Genomic DNA, 16,035 nt, shown 5'->3' on the forward strand with positions numbered 1-16,035 from the left:
TCGCGTGCAAGGTCATCGGGCAGAATCGGTCAGCGTTCCGTAAGAAGAAACCCGGCATGGGCTTCGAGGAAGCACGGTGTTAGCGGCCATGAAAAACTGCCCGTAGGCGGCCACGGAACTGCCCACTGGCGGCCAGCAAAACTGCCCGCCGGTGGCCATGAGATCTGCCCACTTCCTTTTCTGAACCCGACCGCTTAAGCGGCTGGAGCCTCTTCCCGGGGTTTGATGACGGTGTCTAAGTCGCACCAAAGTCGCCCGGGAAGAAGCCCTGAATGAAGTCTGACGGAGAAATCATGGAAATACTTGCTGCGTATGATCTGACCGGATCGTTGCGCGCTGCCGCGGAACTCACCGGTTGCTCGCACCACACGGTCGCCCGGCATGTCGCCGCCCGGGATGCGGGTCAGCCGATCGCCGAGCCGGTCTATCGGGGCCGGGTCACAAACCCGTTCCTGCCCAAGATCGAGGAATGGGTCGAGACTTCCAAGGGCAAGATCCGCGCCGACAAAGCCCACGACAAACTCCGGGCCCTCGGCTATGAAGGCTCGGAACGCTCGACGCGCCGGGCCATTGCGCAGGTGCGTGCTGCGTGGCGGCTTGGCCATGTCCGGGTGCACCGACCGTGCGTGACCGAGCCGGGGCAATGGCTTCAGTACGATTTCGGCGACGGCCCCCTCATCAGCGGAAAGAAGACCGTGCTGTTCGTGGCGTGGTTGGCGTGGTCCCGGTTCCGGATCGTCATCGCCCTGAGGGATCGCACGGCGCCGACCGTGTTCGCGGCGCTGGATCGGACCTTCCGTGTGTTGGGCGGCGCGCCGACCTATGTCCTGACGGACAACGAGAAAACGGTGACCGTTTCCCATATAGCCGGGGTGCCCGTGCGCAACCAGCAGACGGTGGACTTCGCCCGCCATTACGCGGTGACGGTGTTGACCTGCCAACCGGCGGACCCTGCATCCAAAGGCGGCGTGGAGTCCTCGGTGAAGATCGCCAAAGCCGACATCGTGCCCAAAGACACGAACCTGCGGGCCGAGTACGCTTCCTTTTCGGAGATCGAAGCGGCCTGCCAGGTCTTCATGGACGAGGTCAACAACCGTGAACACCGGGCCAGTCGCCGCAAACCCGCGGTGATGCTTCTGGAAGAGACGCCGCGGTTGCACCGCATCCCGGATACCGCGCACACTGTCGCGTTCGGCCTGTCGCGCAGCGTCCCGGACAACACGCCGATGGTCACATTCGAAAACGGCCAGTACTCCGTTCCGGCGCATCTGCTCGGTGCGCAGGTGTTCGTCCGCAGCCACGGCGTCGGAATCGACGAGCAGGTCATTGTCGTCCACCACGGCAGCAAGGGCCCGGTGGAAGTCGCCCGGCACCTACGCGCGCGCCCGGGCCACCCCGCGATCGAGGACGCCCATTTCCCTGATCACCGGCCGAAGATCCCGGGTGATTACACCGTGAAAGCGCGCAGCGCCGCGGAGGCGGAGTTCCTGACGATCGGGGACGGCGCCCGCGCCTGGCTGCTCGAGGCCGCCGCTGCAGGCACGTCACGGATGAACGTGAAGATGACCGAAGCGGTCGCCCTCGCGAAGATCGCCGGGCAGGCCGAGGTCGACCAGGCGTTGGGGACCACGGCCATCCATGGCCGCTTCGCAAACAGGGATTTGGCCTCGATCCTCAACGCCTCGGGCACCCGCACCACCACCCACGCCGCCGGCGAAACCCGCTCCCTCACCCAGGGCACCGCCGGGTGGGCGGCCATCGGCCGCCTACCCTTGGCCGACCAGGGCGCCGACGCACTGGAGGAAAGCGCATGAGCCCGGCCCTGGCCACCGCGCCCATACTGCCGGCGGAGCTGGAGGCGCTGATGCGGCAACTGAAGATGCCCCACGCGCGGGCATTGGCGCCGGAACTGATCGCCACCGCCCGCGCCCAACGCTGGGAACCGGCCGAGGTCATCAAAGCCCTCTTCGTCGAGGAAGTCGCCGGCCGGTCCCGGTCCATGCTCGCCACCAGGCGCAAGGCCGCGGGGTTTCCGACCGGGAAGACCTTCGACACCTGGGACTCCGCCGCCTCCTCGATCCCCGCGCCGACGCAGCAGGCTCTGCGGACGCTGGAATGGATCGGGCGGAAGGAGAACGTCGTCGTCTGCGGCCCCTCCGGCACGGGCAAGACGTTCTTCCTTGAGGCCCTCGGGCAGCAAGTCGTCGAGGCCGGGATGCGGGTGGCGTGGTTCCGGCTCGAGGACCTCGGGGCACTAATGCGCGCCCACCGCTCCGACGACAGCGTCACCAAAGTGGTCGCCCGGATCCTGCGCGCGGATCTGATCGTGGTCGATGATATCGGACTCCTGCCGGTCGGCACCGACGCCGCCGAGGGACTCTATCGCCTCGTCGACGCCGCCTATGAGAAACGGTCTATCGCGGTTTCCTCAAATTTGCATCCCGCCGGCTTTGACGAGCTCATGCCCAAAACCCTCGCCACGGCGACTGTCGACCGCCTGTTGCACCACGCCCACGTCTGCCAAACCTCAGGCGAATCCATCCGCCTCAGCCAAGCCCTGGCCGGAAAAGGAGTCACTCAAATGAGCTAAACGAGTTCCGAACATGGCCAACGCCGCCGAACACAAGGTGGGCAGATCTGGTGGCCATGACTGGGCAGTTTTCATGGCCGCCAGCGGGCACATCTGCTGGCCGCTCATGGGCACAAACCATTGGCCATTGACAGCACGGCTTCGCGCAGCCCTGCGTGAGGTTGCAGGCAAGCATCCGGCGTGGGGCTGGCGGAAGGCCCGCTGGCACCTGCTGGCCCAGCCTATCTACAATCATGAACGGCCCCACGGATCCCTGGACGGCATGACGCCGAAACGCTACTGGGAGAACTGGACGCAAGAAAACCAATTAGCTATCGCATAGACGCTGGACTGCTAACGGGGGCCCAACCACCTTGGTTGTTGGGCCAAACAGTTGGGTTTGATAAGGAGAGTGTGTGGCTGCGAGTAGCCACACACTCTCGCAAAAAGCCTGCCTTGCATGTTTCCAGGAGTGTCTACTGACAGAGGAACGATGTCTCGCACTACTGTCTGCGCGTTACTTCCGCGATGGCGCTCCAATCCCCGTCGCGGATGTCGGCACGAGAGAGAGCCTCGTCAAAGACACTCACTAGTGCGGGCAAAGTCGGCAGCTGCAGGTTCGTTATCTTAGCGAGTTCTTCCGCCAAGGCCAGATCCTTTCTTCCCAGTTCTACCCGGAACTTGGGAGGAAAGTAGTTCTGGGTGGCGATGAGGGAACCGTATCCGCTATAGATGGCACCCGGGAAAAGCGTCGAAGACAGTAGCTCTACGAAGATTTCCGGGCTAACGCCCACCCGCTCGGACATGGCAATTGATTCGCCCAAAGCCTGAAGGCTATGAATGATGTTGTAATTCACAGCAACCTTGACGGCGTTTGCTACAGAGGGTTGTGTCCCCATGTACCAGACGCGTTTGCCTAGCATCTCAAGATACGGAGTCACCAGGGCTATCGATTCATTTGCGCCGGCCGCCAGTATGTCCAGCTGCCCCTTGGCAGCAACTTCAGGCCGGCCCAGGACGGGCGCCGCAACGTAACTGGCGCCCGCGTCTGCGAAAGCCTTAGAAAGCCGCTGCGCCAGGGAGGGACTGATCGAGGCCATGACCACATGTGTTCTGGAGCTGCATCCGGCGATAGCACGATCAGTAAGGACTTCCTCGGTTGCCGCATCATTGGCAAGCATGGAGAAGGAGATCGTCGCATTGAGTGCCTCGGCCGGGGAGCCTACCAGCTGAGCTCCCATCTCGACCAGTTCTTCGGCACGGTGGGCGGACCTATTCCATACCAAAACTTCGTGGCCGCCGTTCAGCAAGCGTTTTGCCATGTCCGAGCCCATGTTGCCAAGCCCGATAAACCCGAGGGTGGTCATTCTTCTCCACGCCCCCACACAGTATTCTTATGCGATTGAGGGTCACGTTCGAGGTTCAACGGGCCGTCTACGGTGTAGTACTTTCGTCCCGCCACAATTAGATCCTCGGCAGGGAACTTGGTGATCACCTCACACCCGTCAGCCGTCACTACGATCTCCTCCTCGATTCGAGCTGCACCCCAACCGTCGGCAGAGGGCCAGTAGGTCTCGAGTGCGAAGACCATACCCTCTTCGATGAGCTCCGGATGATCCAGCGATGTAAGCCGTGAGAAGATCGGTTTTTCCCAGATCGACAAGCCGACCCCGTGTCCATACTGCAGGGCAAAGGCCGCGAGTTCATCCGGAAAGCCGAACTCTTCAGCTTTCGGCCAGACCTTGACGATGTCGGCGGTAGTTGCGCCGGGGCGAACCAACGCGATGGCCCGATCCATGTATTCCCTGGCGCGTTTGTATGCATCGCGCTGGGCATTGCTGGCGGACCCTACTGCGAACGTGCGGTAGTAACACGTGCGGTAACCGTTGTAGCTGTGCAGGATGTCGAAGAATGCAGGGTCGCCAGGTCGGATCAACCGGTCCGAGAAAACGTGCGGATGCGGGGCACACCGTTCCCCGGATATGGCGTTCACACCCTCGACGTACTCGGAACCGAGGTCGTACAGGGTCTTGGCGACCAAACCTACGGCCTCGTTTTCACGGACGCCGGGACGGAGGAAACGGTGCAGTTCCTCGTAGGCCGCGTCGACCATGGAGGCCGCCTGCGTTAGGAGACGAATTTCGTCGTTGGTCTTGATGCGACGTGCTTCCATAAACACCTGCTGACCGTCTACGACTCGAATGCCCTCCTTCTGCAGCGCCATAAGAACGGGCATCTCGATCACATCCACACCGAGAGGCTGGTTAGCGAGCCCGAATTTCTCAAGCTCACGTTTGATCTTTTTGGCCACGTCCTCCGCCATCCTGGCGTCTGGCGGGAAGGCCCCGCGAAGGGTGGAGATGCCTGCCCGCGCCCCGCTCTCCAAGCGCGGTCGTGGGGCACCATGATGCGGAGCATGGGGATTGGCGTCCATTTCAGATGTCGTGACATCGAGCCATGGGTTGTACAAAGCATGATGCTTAGCTGCTGAGCCGAAGTCCCACACAATCGGGTCAGTGTTTCGCGTCAGGAGCGCGAAACGAATGAGCTTATCCATCGCCCACGTACCAATGTGAGTGGCGCTCATATAGCGAATGTTGGAAAAGTCAAACGCCAGCACGGCTCCCAACTCGGAACGATCCAGTTCCGCCTTCAAACGCCCAAGTCGTTCACTTCTCAGCCGGTCAAAGTTGATCCGCTCTTCCCAGTCGATGGCGTTCGTTCCCGTTGTACCGGTATTCCTCATCGAAACCTTCTTTCTGTGATCTCAAAATGAACAGTGTTCAATCTAGCTTAACACGGGGGAGTGTATTGTAGAGGAGACCACTAGGAATCTCTCGGAGAAGAAAATGTCTACTGAACAAAGCATTGGGCCTCGGCTACGACGTGCAAGGCAGGCCCGCGGCCTGAGCCTTCGCAGCGTCGCCCAAGAACTGGGTGTATCGGCCAGTCTCATATCTCAGGTCGAAACGGGGAAAAGCAAACCGTCGGTTGCCACCCTCTACGCCATAGCCAGCCTCCTGGGGATCTCCTTGGATGATGTCCTGGGGCTGGACTCCAGCCCGGGCGAACGGACAAGGGATGCAAGCGCCAGCCAGGTGCCCGAGATTCAGAGGTCGACCGAGAATCCAGCCATAGACATGGAGAACGGGGTGCGCTGGGAGCGGCTGGCAGGCGCATCCGACGGACCAGCAGAATCGCTATTGGTCACTTATGCCCCAGGAGCGTCCAGCTCTATCGATGGGCGACTGATGCATCACTCTGGCGTTGAATATGCCTACGTTCTTGAGGGAGTCATTACCCTGCAATTGGAGACAAACATCTACGAGCTAGGCCCCGGAGATTCACTCCAGTTCGACTCGAGCAGACCACACAAGTTCTACAACGACCAGCCTGTCCCCGCGCGAGGGGTATGGTTCGTCGTAGGCCGGCAGTCCACCGGACACCTCAACCACGGTATTGCCATGGCTAATGAACGGACCCACGCACCGATGCTCGCTCTTCAACGGACCGATACGCTGGAACAGCTCTGAAGCTGGAGGAATACCGAGCACCGGTGGAGTCGTCCCTGCTGGCTCCCGGTAGATACTGAGGAGCCTAGATAGCGGCGATGGCGTCGATCTCTATGGTTGCGCCATTGAAGAGCGACTCTACTCCGATTACGGTGCTGGCGGGTGGGCGGACGACCTGAACCAGCTTATCCCTCGTTTGGCGCCATTGCATGAGCTTCTCCTGATCCAGGCCGACGATGTACACATTGACGCGTACCAAATCGTCGTAGGTCGCACCCGCGTCCCCCAGAGCACGCTCAAACTCCGCGTACGTGAGCTGAATCGCCCTGACGAAATCGGTGGGCACCGAGCCGTCTGACTCAAAACCCACTTGACCAGAGATGAAGAGCAAACCGCCGGCCGTAACCCTCGTGGAATCGGAGATCCCAGGGATAACCGGAGCCGCGTTATACGAGATTCTTTGGTCGGACACAGCTATCTCCTTGATTTTCTGAAACGCCTCCTGCGCTCATCCAGTACAGCACGACTGAACATCGTATACAACAAGCGAGCACTCCGTTTGCCATCGCGGGTGAACCCACTGAGGAAAAAAATACCTACATTTCGGCGTTTTCGGACCCCGCGCCGCTACGGCGAGCGTCAGATCGTTAATGGTGCGTGTAGTTACACTTGACATTAACGGGTACTTGGGCTGTATTCTGCGTCACACAAGGTGTCGTAACTCACGGTCGGCCGCACTGCTCAAGGCGGTTCACTTCCTGGATGGCGATCCACTCCTCGACGGGCCTGCCTATCCGAACGGCGACCAAGCCAGGAGTTGCTGCTTTCAGGGAACGTCAGTTTCGCCTTCCGCCCGTGAGGTTACAGCGTAAAGAATGGATGTGATGGTCAGTTGCCGCAAGCAGCCTTGAAGGATTTGACCGTTGGTCGCCGGTCAGCACCGACCGCCACAGGCCTCGGGGGCGTTGCAGCATTGACAGCGCCCGCAGCGAAAGCTGCCGCTATGTCCGGGGCTCCCGGCCTGCCGAAAGCGGTAGCTGGCGATGCCCTTGTCTTCCTTGACTACACTCAGGCAACGCTTGATGCTGCCTACGACCAACTTCATTACGCACCCAACGGTCTTGATGTTGTTGCCGCATACAACGAACGCAGCACAGAAGTCCGGAAGAAGTTGCCTTACACGACGCATTCCTACGGAGCCTCTGTCGACGAAACTTTAGATTTCTTCCCTGCTGCCCAGAAGAGCTCTCCGCTATGCGTCTTCATTCATGGAGGTGAGTGGCGGATGGGGAACAAGGAGATGTACTCCTTCCTCGCCCCAACACTTGTAGATGCAGGAATCAGTGTCGCCGTACTTGATTTCTCGACCATCTCGTCAGTCGGGATGCCTCGAATGGCTGAGCAGGTTGCCGGGGCAGTGGAATGGATTTTCCAGAACTCCCGCAGCCTGGGCGCCGACCCAAGGCGGATCTTCCTCGCAGGGCACAGTTCAGGCGCACACCTCGCCGCGGTGACTGCGACTCGCGACTGGAAAGGGCGCCGGCTTCCGCAGGGTGTCATCAAAGGAACCGTCTGTCTTGGGGGCATGTTTGACCTGTACCCCGTACTCCTCAGCTATCGGCGCGGATACATCGCTCTCACTGCTAAGGAACGAGATGCACTCTCGCCATCCCTGCACCTCGATTCGCTTTCAGGACCCCTGATAGTTGCCTACGGCTCAGAAGAGACTCCGGAGTTCCAACGACAATCCGTTGCTTTTGCTGCTGCACTTCGTGATCGAGCCCGGCGTATGCACAAAGTCCAGGGAGCCAACCATTTCGAGGTCCTGCTTGAGTTAGCTGACGCTTCGACTCCACTGGCGAAATCAGCGATTGAACTCATGCTCAACCAACGCTGACTTCACGAGACCGAGCTCAGGAATCTTCCCTCCCAACGCATCCGATAACAATCTCTAGGAGCCCACTTTGTCAGATATCGCCGCAACAAATCCATCCTATCCAGATCTTAAAACAGATTACTCAATTTGGACGCTTGAGTTCTGTCATGGCGAGATGCCTCACGATTTTTTTGGTGGAGCTGGTGTCTACAGTAATCAAGGAACGATCCGCGTCCCCATGCTCTACACGCTTATAGTCGGTGGGGAGGTAGGCGGGAAACAACATGTCGCACTCGTTGACTGCGGTTTCCGCAATGACTACTGGCTGGACCGCTACCCGTTCGGAGAGTGGGAAAGCCCACGAGAAGTTCTCGGCCGAGTTGGGTACACACCCGAGGACGTTGATGTCATTCTCGTTTCCCACATGCACTTTGACCATATGGGCAATTTCGAGGCGTTTCCAAATGCTCAGCTCTATGTGCAATTCGACGAATATATCGGCTGGTCGATGGCTGTGAGCAATGCCAAGCAGATGCCAGAGGAAGACCAGTCCTGGGTATTTTCCTCCTTCGATCCTCAGGATCTGGCCAGGGCAGCCCAGGGTATTGCTGACGGCAGGATCAGGTTTGTTGAAGGTGATGCTGAACTTCTGCCTGGCGTGACGGCCCGGCTTGCAAAGGATTCTCATACATTCGGCTCGCAGTGGTTCAAGGTTGACACTCAAAATGGTCCGTTCGTGGTCGCAGGTGACACTGTTTACTGGTACTCAAATGTCGAAAAGATGTGGGCTCCTGGCTACGGACAAGGCAACTCCTTTAATCTGATCAATTTGTATCGCACACTTCAGCATGAGCTTAAGCGCGAGACAAATCGCATTATCCCTGGCCACGATCCGGAGATCTTCAACCGCCATACCTCGTGGGTGACGGATAGCGGTCACTCTGTAACTGAGGTGAACCTGCGCACAAATGATGCGTCCCGAAGGCCGGCCAATGCACCAGTGCTTCTCACCTGACGAAGAGGCCGCTAGAGTTTGTCGCTGACATTCGACCATGCCTATCTCTGGCTGATCGAATGTCAGCGACGCTCTAAGCGCCTACCCACACCCAAAGCGCAGCAAATGCTGCCGCCAATGAAAGACATGGATTATGGCTCAACATGACGATGTGGCATTCTTCAAAATAGTCAAAGAAGCTTTCCCCCTCGGCACAACGACACAGAACCTGCTCCTCGCTGAGAAGGAAAACCAAATCGAGACCGCTACGAAGCCAATACAAAAGATAACAAAGGACGAATCAGGAGAAAGCTTGTCATTCGAGCCTCTGGGTACCGGCATGACCGGCCAACCTTGGCTGGGTTATTGGTAACCCATCGAAAAGTCAATGCCATAACAGCGGGTCGGAATCAAACGAGCACCTACAAGGACTGTGAAATTGGCCGACGTCCCGGCCGTTACTCTAACGGCAAAGCACTAGGAATAAAAGATGAGTTGCCGTGCAAGATAACACCAAGCCTACTGTTGGCTGGATCGGCATGGGAAGAATGGGCTTCCCGCTGGCTAGCCGGCTTATCGATGCTGGCTATAGCGTTGCGGTCTATAACCGCACCAAGGCCAAGGCCAAGGCCAAGGCAGAGCCGCTGAAGGCACTAGGCGCATCCCTCGTCGACGCACCTGAACTGCTGGCCAATAGAGACATCGTTTTCAGCATGGTGTCTACATCGGATGATTTGTGCGAAGCGACGATGGGGAAACGGGGACTTTTCGTCAATTCTGACCGGGCCCCACGGATGCTTGTAGGTGCCTCCACGATCTCTCAGGAAGCTAGTGCAGAGATAAGACAGTCGGCCCAGCGCCATGGAACACAATACCCAGCCGCTCCCGTCTCGGGAAATCCGGAGACCGTCCGCGCAGGGCGGCTTACTGTAGCCGTCTCCGGGCCCTGGGAAGCCTACACATACGCTAGCCCCCTCCTGGAGTCATGGGGAAGGAGTGTTACATATGTAGGTGAAGGCGAGCGTGCCAGAGTCGTCAAGATAGCACTCAACGCTTACCTTGCGGTGTCAGCCAACGCACTACTGGAAAGTATTGTTCTGGCTGAGAAAGCCGGGGTCCGTCGGGCGGACTTTCTGTCCTTCTTAAATAATTCGGTTATCGGTTCTGACTTCAGTCGCTACAAGACCCACGCGCTGCTCAGTTTAGACTTCACTCCCACGTTCACCAGCGACCTTCTTCTCAAAGACCTTGACTTGGCATTAAGCTCCGCCGAGGACCTCCAGATAGAAATGTCGAACGTGAGTCTAGTGCGTGATTTCGTTGCTATGGAGGTCAGGAATGGAAATATTCATGAAGATTTTGCCGCTATGATACTCACCTTGGCAAAGGCAGCTCATCTGGAACTACAACCGGAATTCTAATTTTCCATGAAGGAAGAAGATGCGATCAGATGAAATCTTACCTCGTGCGAAATCGACCAAGGACGAATAGAAGCCCTTTACATCTGGAGTCGACTTGAAACGTGGCCACGCCGGAAACGCTCAAAACCATACCATTGCCCATGGAAATCAGATTTGCGTCTGGCCAGCGCCACCATAGATAATCATGGATTCCTACATCCAAGCGGGACCCTTAAAGCCCTTAACCAACCCTATTCTGCAACCAATGGCTGCTATAGTTGGTATAGCTTGTAGCAAGCACAAGCCACCCGCCCTAGGTTTAAAGCAGGCCAGGACATGCGTCCGTGGCCACTGGATTCATCATCCGACATCCACACAGCCTCGGCCCCTCCTTGGTACCCGTTGAGCTTCGCTCACAATTTGGGGCCGAAGCCTCTTCCCTGTCAATTCAAATGAAGTTCGGAGCCTACACCATGCACCACCATCGAGATGCTGCCGCAGTGGTGGGGTTGGGCGAACTTGGCCAGAACTTGTCCATGCGGCTTTCAGGCGGTAGGACGCTCTACCTGCATGACAAGACAAACGATGTCCTTGCGTCATCGGTACAGGTGACTGGCGGGATCGGGATTGCTTCCCTCCGAAATCTGCCCCAAGACTGCCCAGTTGTCTTCTTGTGCCCCCCCGCCTACCTTGCCGAAGAAGGAGACGACGAGGAGCAGATCCTTGCGCCCTTGCCCCCTGGAACGACCGTCCTCGACATGCGACCCACGGTAAAAGCCAAGAGTTTGGATCTATGCGACAGGGCTGCCCGGCGGGGCCTCAAGTACGCTGAGGCAGCTGTCCTCGGGGGGCCAAAGCTCGCGGCCTTGGGTGAACTTACGATCGCCGTTGGTGGAACTTCCGATTCGTTCGCTCTAGCCCTGCCCTACCTTGACGAGCTAGCTACCCTCGTCGTTCATACCGGCGACGTCGGCACCGCAACCCGAGCAGTGGAGCTACAAAGGGTCATGTCCGCACTAACGTTCGCTGCTGCACACGAGGTAGTAAATGCTTCTGCGGAGGTTAATGCCCAAGCGCTAATGAACCTCCTCGCAAGTTCATCAAGGGCTCTCGGTGATGAATTGCAACGAAACCCTCAATTCATCACCGCCGAATTTGACTCAGCAGATGCGCTGAGACGGGCAGTTCATCGTCTTTACTCCGGGCGTCGCGCTTAAGCCTGCACTGCTCGTTCCTAAGGCGCCCAGCTGGCAACGGCAGCGGAAGCTTTGCCTCTTCCGATCGAGCAGCACAAAACTTCTCGCTGTGCCGATCGCCCGAAAAACAACAGAGGCGGGTCTGCGCCAGCACCTGCGGACATATGTATGCTCACAGTTTACATTTACGCTCTTGTCCTGACCCGGAATTAAGTATATCTTTACACCAAGTCCCTTTGGGCGGCTCGTCAAAGAAACACGTTTTACCTTCAGCGGTAGAACAAGCGCCCTGCATTAGAGGCCAGACAGCGCAGGTCTCCCACGACAGGCACGGACGAATGACGATTCGAATTCACTCACTCCCGCAGCCCTGGCTGGAAACCGGCGGAACAAGAAAGTTTACTTTGGAACTCATCACTCCCTTAGTCGGTGGCATCATCATCGGCTTGGTTTACGCCGCAATGCGGGTCCGCAGCCCTGCCCCACCACCCATCGCGCTCCTGGGCTTGGCAGGCATGCTCATCAGCTACGGGGCGTTAGCTTGGGTGCTGGCATGAGATCCATAAAGGGGTACATACAGTCTTTTGGGGCTGGCCTTGTGGCAGGGGCTCTGTACTTTTTCCTGCATATGCCTTCTCCTGCACCGCCGTGGCCCGCACTCGTCGGCCTTATGGGGATTTTGGCCGGAGAGCGGGTCGGAGGTGGCGTGGTCACCCGATTGCGGGCCAGACGCAGCCATGGTTTTGTTCCTTCCCCTAACGCCGAGAAAGGGGACAGGGAAACCAGGAGCCTTACGCCCCTGCCGCTTGAGTGGCAAGAAACTTCTACATCAGCACGTATAGGGAAAGAGGAAGTGTGACTGACATCAGCATTATCGGAACAGGCAACATGGCTCGCGCACTCACCATTGGGACTGCCCCGGATTCCGTTGACTCTCGGGGTTTAGCGTTGCTAGGCGGCTTTGAGGCCGCTATTGATTATCTCAAACTCGACCGGCGTTAGCCGACCGAGGCGCCGCTGACGGCGTTTCCGATGGTACGTTTTCTCGATCCAGGTCACGATAGCCAAGCGCAGATGTGCCCTGGTGGACCATCGCTGGCTGTCCAGCACATTCTTCTGCAGGAGCGAGAAGAACGACTCCATGGCGGCGTTGTCGGCACATTATCCGGCTAATAGCCCTGTATGCCGGGGATTGGCCGGTTAAGGATTCAGCTTTTTCGGGTGGTCAGTTTCCGGAGTTGTTCTTCGTGGCGCCTCACGTTGGTAGCGAGGGTGTCGAGTGCGGCGCGGAGGGTGGCGATCTCGTCGGTGAGGCCGGTGGCGGTGCCGCTGGTGGCGGCGCGGTGACGGTTTTCCTCGATGACGGCCCGGATCATTGGATCCCGATAGAGGGTGGTCCGGCCCAGGCCGGTGTGGGCGGCAACGGCGGTGAATGTCACTGCCTGTCCGTTCCGGAGGAGCTCGGCGCAGGCGCGCTCGACGCGGTTGAGAGTGCTCGTGTTGGTCATCCTGTGGTGGGCTCGTTGATCAGTTTGTCGAGTCGTGTGATGAGTTGTTTGTGTCGGTCGGCTTCGGCGATCCAGCCTCGTTGTTCGGCGTCGCGGGCGAGTGCGTCTGCATCAACGCGTTGTGCGGCGAGGATCGGCAGTGAGCTGGGCTCGGCGTGGAAGCTGGGGCAGTGCTCACAAATATTTGCGTAGGCGCAGGCCCCCTGGGCGGGTGCCCGCAGGCAGAACCCGCCGGCCATGCGGGACTTCAGTAGCGGGGTGTCCTTCCAGTCCTTTCCGCCGGTGATGTCTCTGAGCGGCAGGCTGGTCCTGCCGCTGTGAGGTCTGAGTGCCTGTTGTTTGGCCAGATCAAGGGCCCGTTCGTACTCGCTGCGGACGGTGGCGTCGAACAGCCGTCCGTAGCGCAGGCTCATCTCTGCGGACATGTGGCCCAGCAGCGCCATCAGGGCCTGCAGCGAGACACCGGCGTTGACCAGGGCGGTGGCGTAGGTATGCCGTAGCTGGTGCGGGGTGATGTGTTCGAGCCCGGCGAGACCTGCGGCGCGGTCGAGTTCGGCGCGGACCGCTTGTTGCCCGAGCCGGCGTCCGTGGTGGGTGAACAGGAACTGGGCCGGGCGTCGGTAACGAGGGTGTGGCAGTGGCCGGCCGTGCGATCTGGTGTGGGTTATGTGGTCGATCAGCTCCAGGATCTCTTCATCGAGAGGGATCATCCGCTCGGTGTCCAGTTTGCCGAGGGGGACCTTCAGCCAGCTGCCGTGGCCGGGGACTTCGTGGACGCAGTCCAGTTCGAGGTCGAGCAGTTCACGGAACAGCAGCTTGCGCGGCGGCGTTTCGGGCCAGTCCCACTCGGTGATGTCGGTCAGGAACCCCATTAGCGCGAGCACCCGCCGCGACCGGTCAGCGACGGTGATGCTCTCGCCGTTTTTGGTGTTGACGGCATCGACTATGCTGCTCAGGTAAGGCTCGATGTGCTTGCGTCGATCCAGGGCAGCGACGGAGTCCAGATCAGGATCGATGGCGGCCAGGAACACGCCGAAGTGCTTGAGCCGGGTCGCGATCGTTGACACGGTCTTCGGCCGGCAGGTCGCGCGCTTGCGTTCCAGGTAGGCGAGCATCGCTGTCCGGATCGTCGGACGCACCTGGGCCAGCCGCTCGGCGAACGGGACCGGGCCGCCGGCGCGGGGAAGTTCATCAAGGACTCCGAGGTGGAACAGCACCCGTTGGGCGTTGCTTGCCGCCGCCAGGTAGTGGCAGTGGCCCTTGCCGGTGCGCCCCTGTCTGTCCCGGCAGGCCGCGGTGAACTCGGCCAGATCGGTCAGGGTGAGCTGTTCCAGGCGCCGTCCGGTTTGGATGAGGAGCCTTACCGGCACCTGGGAGCCGGTGGCGAACCGGACCCGTTCGGTGAATCCAAGGTCGGCGGCGGCCGTCATGAACCGGTCAAGGTCGGCTGCCAGCGGGGAGTCCTGGACATCGCGCCAGATGCTGGAGAGCTTGCGTTCAAGCAGGTAGTCATACCCCGGTCGCAGGCCCTGGTGCAGCATCAGGAAGGTGATGATCGGCCGGGTAGCTGACCCGGCCGACAAGCGAACCTGCAGCGGCTCGGCCGCCCATTGCTGCGGGTCCGGCCACCGCTTGAAGAACGTCCTGGCCGCTGATGAGTACGCGGTGTTTCCCCGACCGGTCCGCCTCAGGTAGTCCAGATACGCGGTGTGCGGGTCAGTGCTGGGAACGGAGGCGATCGCGGGCGGCATCGAACTCTGCTTTCACGTGGGCCGGAGCCAGATGGATGTAGCGGGCAGTGGTATCGACGTGGGCGTGGCCGAGCAAGGCCTGCATCACCGCCAGATCGACGCCCGCCTCCGCCAGCGCGGTCCCGAACGTGTGCCTTAAAGCGTGCGGGTGACCGCCAACGATTCCGGTCACGCCGCGGTGATAACGGAACACCGTGCGCAGCCCGGCCGCGGTCAACGGCTGGCCCCGGTTCGGCCCCTTGGCCACGAGAAACAGGCGGCCACTGCCGGATTCGGGCCGCTCAGCCAGCAGATACACCTGGATGACGGAAGCAACGTCCGCGTCAAGCGGCACCCGTCGCTCCCGCTGCCCCTTGCCGAGCACCAGCAGCCACCGGCCGCCGATGTCGACGTCCGCGACGTCCAGGGCCAGCACTTCGGCCGAACGCAACCCGCAATAGAGCATCAAGCCCGCGATCGCCCGGTCCCTCCAGGTGTGAAAACTTGCCAGCAGCTCGGCCGCGTCAGGCTGGGACAACGCCGTGGGCAGCCGACGGGGTTCGCGCAGCCGAAGCGAGGAACGGTTCTTGGGCCGACGGACCGTATGCGCCAGCATCCCGCTGCGCTCACCGGATGCGACCCAACGCGCTTCCCGGCCCCTGGGGACCGGGTTCTTCATCTCCGGGTCCCGCATCGCGGCGAAGGCGAACAATCCTGAGATCGCAGCCAGCCGACGGTTGATCGTCGTCGCGGCGTACTGATCCAACCGGCGCCCCGACAACCTGATCACATTCGGTCCCGCCCTGCCCGGGACCCGGGCATCGCGGCAGGCACGCAGGAAACGAAGCAGCACCTCCGTGCTCACCTCGGCCAGCGGATGCCCGGCGATCAGAAGCCACCGGCAGAACGCCAGCAGGTCATACCCGTAGGACCGCACCGTCTTGGGCGAGTAGTTCCTGTCCATCAGATACGCAAGGTACTCATCCACAAGCTTGAACTGCGGCGCGTCCTGACCGGCCAACGCCCAGCCACCGTCACGCTCCTCAAGCGAAAGAGTGCAATCGCTGTTCATGAAGAACAGGTGTACCAGCAGTGATCCAGCCCATAATGAAAATCCGGTGGTGTGGCGTGTCGCTGACCTGAGGAAACGATCACATTAGCCGGTTAAGAGGGACGCGCCGACCCGTCCCATCGAGCCTTTCAGCCCGTTGCCCCTCAGAGTCCGCACGAAGGCATTCGATCGGAATTGG

General features: G+C 59.9%; 17 protein-coding genes and 1 pseudogene. 11 read left to right on the top strand and 7 right to left on the bottom strand.

Annotated elements, in window-relative coordinates; translation table 11 throughout:
* Nucleotides 1-272: 272 nt before the first annotated feature.
* From istA to OOZ51_RS21840, 3 genes are read left to right on the top strand one after another with little or no spacing between them, the layout of a single operon-like run.
* Nucleotides 273-1,814 carry an IS21 family transposase gene (gene istA, locus OOZ51_RS21830; RefSeq protein ID WP_265982048.1) on the top strand — a complete coding sequence of 514 codons (1,542 nt, stop codon included), beginning with the start codon at nt 273-275 and terminating at the stop codon, nt 1,812-1,814.
* Complete coding sequence (gene istB, locus OOZ51_RS21835; RefSeq protein ID WP_265982049.1) at nt 1,811-2,590, top strand: IS21-like element helper ATPase IstB; 780 nt, start codon at nt 1,811-1,813, stop codon at nt 2,588-2,590. The genes istA and istB overlap by 4 nt, the downstream gene beginning before the upstream one ends.
* A 13-nt stretch (nt 2,591-2,603) precedes the next feature.
* Nucleotides 2,604-2,912 (top strand): hypothetical protein, encoded by a 309-nt coding sequence (locus OOZ51_RS21840; RefSeq protein ID WP_265982064.1) that lies wholly within the window; start codon nt 2,604-2,606, stop codon nt 2,910-2,912.
* 160 nt (nt 2,913-3,072) lie between these two features.
* Here the strand turns inward: OOZ51_RS21840 and OOZ51_RS21845 are convergent, their stop codons facing one another.
* Nucleotides 3,073-3,936, bottom strand: coding sequence for an NAD(P)-dependent oxidoreductase (locus OOZ51_RS21845; RefSeq protein ID WP_265982050.1), 864 nt, complete (start codon nt 3,934-3,936; stop codon nt 3,073-3,075).
* Nucleotides 3,933-5,315, bottom strand: coding sequence for a M24 family metallopeptidase (locus OOZ51_RS21850; RefSeq protein ID WP_265982051.1), 1,383 nt, complete (start codon nt 5,313-5,315; stop codon nt 3,933-3,935). Before OOZ51_RS21850 ends, OOZ51_RS21845 begins: the two co-directional genes overlap by 4 nt.
* Before the next feature lie 103 nt (nt 5,316-5,418).
* Here OOZ51_RS21850 and OOZ51_RS21855 point away from each other — a divergent pair, with 103 nt between their 5' ends.
* Nucleotides 5,419-6,102 carry a helix-turn-helix domain-containing protein gene (locus OOZ51_RS21855; protein WP_265982052.1) on the top strand — a complete coding sequence of 228 codons (684 nt, stop codon included), beginning with the start codon at nt 5,419-5,421 and terminating at the stop codon, nt 6,100-6,102.
* 64 nt (nt 6,103-6,166) lie between these two features.
* Here the strand turns inward: OOZ51_RS21855 and OOZ51_RS21860 are convergent, their stop codons facing one another.
* A complete protein-coding gene (locus tag OOZ51_RS21860) occupies nt 6,167-6,553 on the bottom strand; it encodes a RidA family protein (RefSeq protein WP_265982054.1) in 387 nt (128 codons plus the stop codon).
* A 531-nt stretch (nt 6,554-7,084) separates the two neighbouring features.
* Between OOZ51_RS21860 and OOZ51_RS21865 the strand changes: the two genes are divergently transcribed.
* The 7 genes from OOZ51_RS21865 (at nt 7,085) to OOZ51_RS22580 (ending at nt 12,406) form a co-directional block, all read left to right on the top strand.
* Nucleotides 7,085-7,978: an alpha/beta hydrolase gene (locus tag OOZ51_RS21865; protein WP_265982055.1), complete on the top strand. Its 894-nt coding sequence runs from the start codon at nt 7,085-7,087 to the stop codon at nt 7,976-7,978.
* A 67-nt stretch (nt 7,979-8,045) separates the two neighbouring features.
* Nucleotides 8,046-8,972 carry an N-acyl homoserine lactonase family protein gene (locus OOZ51_RS21870; protein WP_265982056.1) on the top strand — a complete coding sequence of 309 codons (927 nt, stop codon included), beginning with the start codon at nt 8,046-8,048 and terminating at the stop codon, nt 8,970-8,972.
* A 133-nt stretch (nt 8,973-9,105) separates the two neighbouring features.
* On the top strand, nt 9,106-9,324 hold the full coding sequence (locus tag OOZ51_RS21875; RefSeq protein WP_265982057.1) for a hypothetical protein: 219 nt from the start codon (nt 9,106-9,108) through the stop codon (nt 9,322-9,324).
* Nucleotides 9,325-9,451: 127 nt separating this feature from the next.
* Nucleotides 9,452-10,372 carry an NAD(P)-dependent oxidoreductase gene (locus tag OOZ51_RS21880; protein WP_265982058.1) on the top strand — a complete coding sequence of 307 codons (921 nt, stop codon included), beginning with the start codon at nt 9,452-9,454 and terminating at the stop codon, nt 10,370-10,372.
* Between the two features lie 323 nt (nt 10,373-10,695).
* On the top strand, nt 10,696-11,568 hold the full coding sequence (locus tag OOZ51_RS21885) for an NAD(P)-binding domain-containing protein (protein ID WP_265982059.1): 873 nt from the start codon (nt 10,696-10,698) through the stop codon (nt 11,566-11,568).
* Between the two features lie 383 nt (nt 11,569-11,951).
* The gene (locus OOZ51_RS21890; RefSeq protein ID WP_265982060.1) at nt 11,952-12,104 is read left to right on the top strand and encodes a DUF1427 family protein; all 153 of its coding nucleotides are present in this window, start codon (nt 11,952-11,954) and stop codon (nt 12,102-12,104) included.
* Nucleotides 12,101-12,406: a DUF1427 family protein gene (locus tag OOZ51_RS22580; protein WP_416346420.1), complete on the top strand. Its 306-nt coding sequence runs from the start codon at nt 12,101-12,103 to the stop codon at nt 12,404-12,406. Before OOZ51_RS21890 ends, OOZ51_RS22580 begins: the two co-directional genes overlap by 4 nt.
* A 92-nt stretch (nt 12,407-12,498) precedes the next feature.
* On the opposite strand, the pseudogene OOZ51_RS21895 reads toward OOZ51_RS22580, so the two are convergent.
* The 4 genes and pseudogenes from OOZ51_RS21895 to OOZ51_RS21910 form a co-directional block, all read right to left on the bottom strand.
* Nucleotides 12,499-12,708: pseudogene (locus OOZ51_RS21895) on the bottom strand (integrase core domain-containing protein); the annotation flags it as partial.
* A 47-nt stretch (nt 12,709-12,755) separates the two neighbouring features.
* Nucleotides 12,756-13,055, bottom strand: coding sequence for a DUF6262 family protein (locus OOZ51_RS21900; protein WP_265982061.1), 300 nt, complete (start codon nt 13,053-13,055; stop codon nt 12,756-12,758).
* Nucleotides 13,052-14,806 (bottom strand): tyrosine-type recombinase/integrase, encoded by a 1,755-nt coding sequence (locus OOZ51_RS21905; RefSeq protein ID WP_265982062.1) that lies wholly within the window; start codon nt 14,804-14,806, stop codon nt 13,052-13,054. Before OOZ51_RS21905 ends, OOZ51_RS21900 begins: the two co-directional genes overlap by 4 nt.
* Entirely contained in the window at nt 14,772-15,857 is a 1,086-nt protein-coding gene (locus tag OOZ51_RS21910) for a tyrosine-type recombinase/integrase (RefSeq protein ID WP_265982063.1), read from the bottom strand. Before OOZ51_RS21910 ends, OOZ51_RS21905 begins: the two co-directional genes overlap by 35 nt.
* Nucleotides 15,858-16,035 lie beyond the last annotated feature (178 nt).

The sequence above is a fragment of the Arthrobacter rhizophilus genome (genome assembly GCF_026241105.1).
GTDB lineage: Bacteria > Actinomycetota > Actinomycetes > Actinomycetales > Micrococcaceae > Arthrobacter.

Coding starts and splice junctions, on each gene's coding strand:
- OOZ51_RS21900 (WP_265982061.1), bottom strand. CDS start 13,055: ATGACCAACACGAGCACTCTCAACCGCGTCGAGCGCGCCTGCGCCGAG.
- OOZ51_RS21865 (WP_265982055.1), top strand. CDS start 7,085: ATGTCCGGGGCTCCCGGCCTGCCGAAAGCGGTAGCTGGCGATGCCCTT.
- OOZ51_RS21875 (WP_265982057.1), top strand. CDS start 9,106: ATGGCTCAACATGACGATGTGGCATTCTTCAAAATAGTCAAAGAAGCT.
- OOZ51_RS21855 (WP_265982052.1), top strand. CDS start 5,419: ATGTCTACTGAACAAAGCATTGGGCCTCGGCTACGACGTGCAAGGCAG.
- OOZ51_RS21850 (WP_265982051.1), bottom strand. CDS start 5,315: ATGAGGAATACCGGTACAACGGGAACGAACGCCATCGACTGGGAAGAG.
- OOZ51_RS21840 (WP_265982064.1), top strand. CDS start 2,604: ATGGCCAACGCCGCCGAACACAAGGTGGGCAGATCTGGTGGCCATGAC.
- istA (WP_265982048.1), top strand. CDS start 273: ATGAAGTCTGACGGAGAAATCATGGAAATACTTGCTGCGTATGATCTG.
- OOZ51_RS21905 (WP_265982062.1), bottom strand. CDS start 14,806: ATGCCGCCCGCGATCGCCTCCGTTCCCAGCACTGACCCGCACACCGCG.
- OOZ51_RS21845 (WP_265982050.1), bottom strand. CDS start 3,936: ATGACCACCCTCGGGTTTATCGGGCTTGGCAACATGGGCTCGGACATG.
- OOZ51_RS21910 (WP_265982063.1), bottom strand. CDS start 15,857: ATGAACAGCGATTGCACTCTTTCGCTTGAGGAGCGTGACGGTGGCTGG.
- OOZ51_RS22580 (WP_416346420.1), top strand. CDS start 12,101: ATGAGATCCATAAAGGGGTACATACAGTCTTTTGGGGCTGGCCTTGTG.
- istB (WP_265982049.1), top strand. CDS start 1,811: ATGAGCCCGGCCCTGGCCACCGCGCCCATACTGCCGGCGGAGCTGGAG.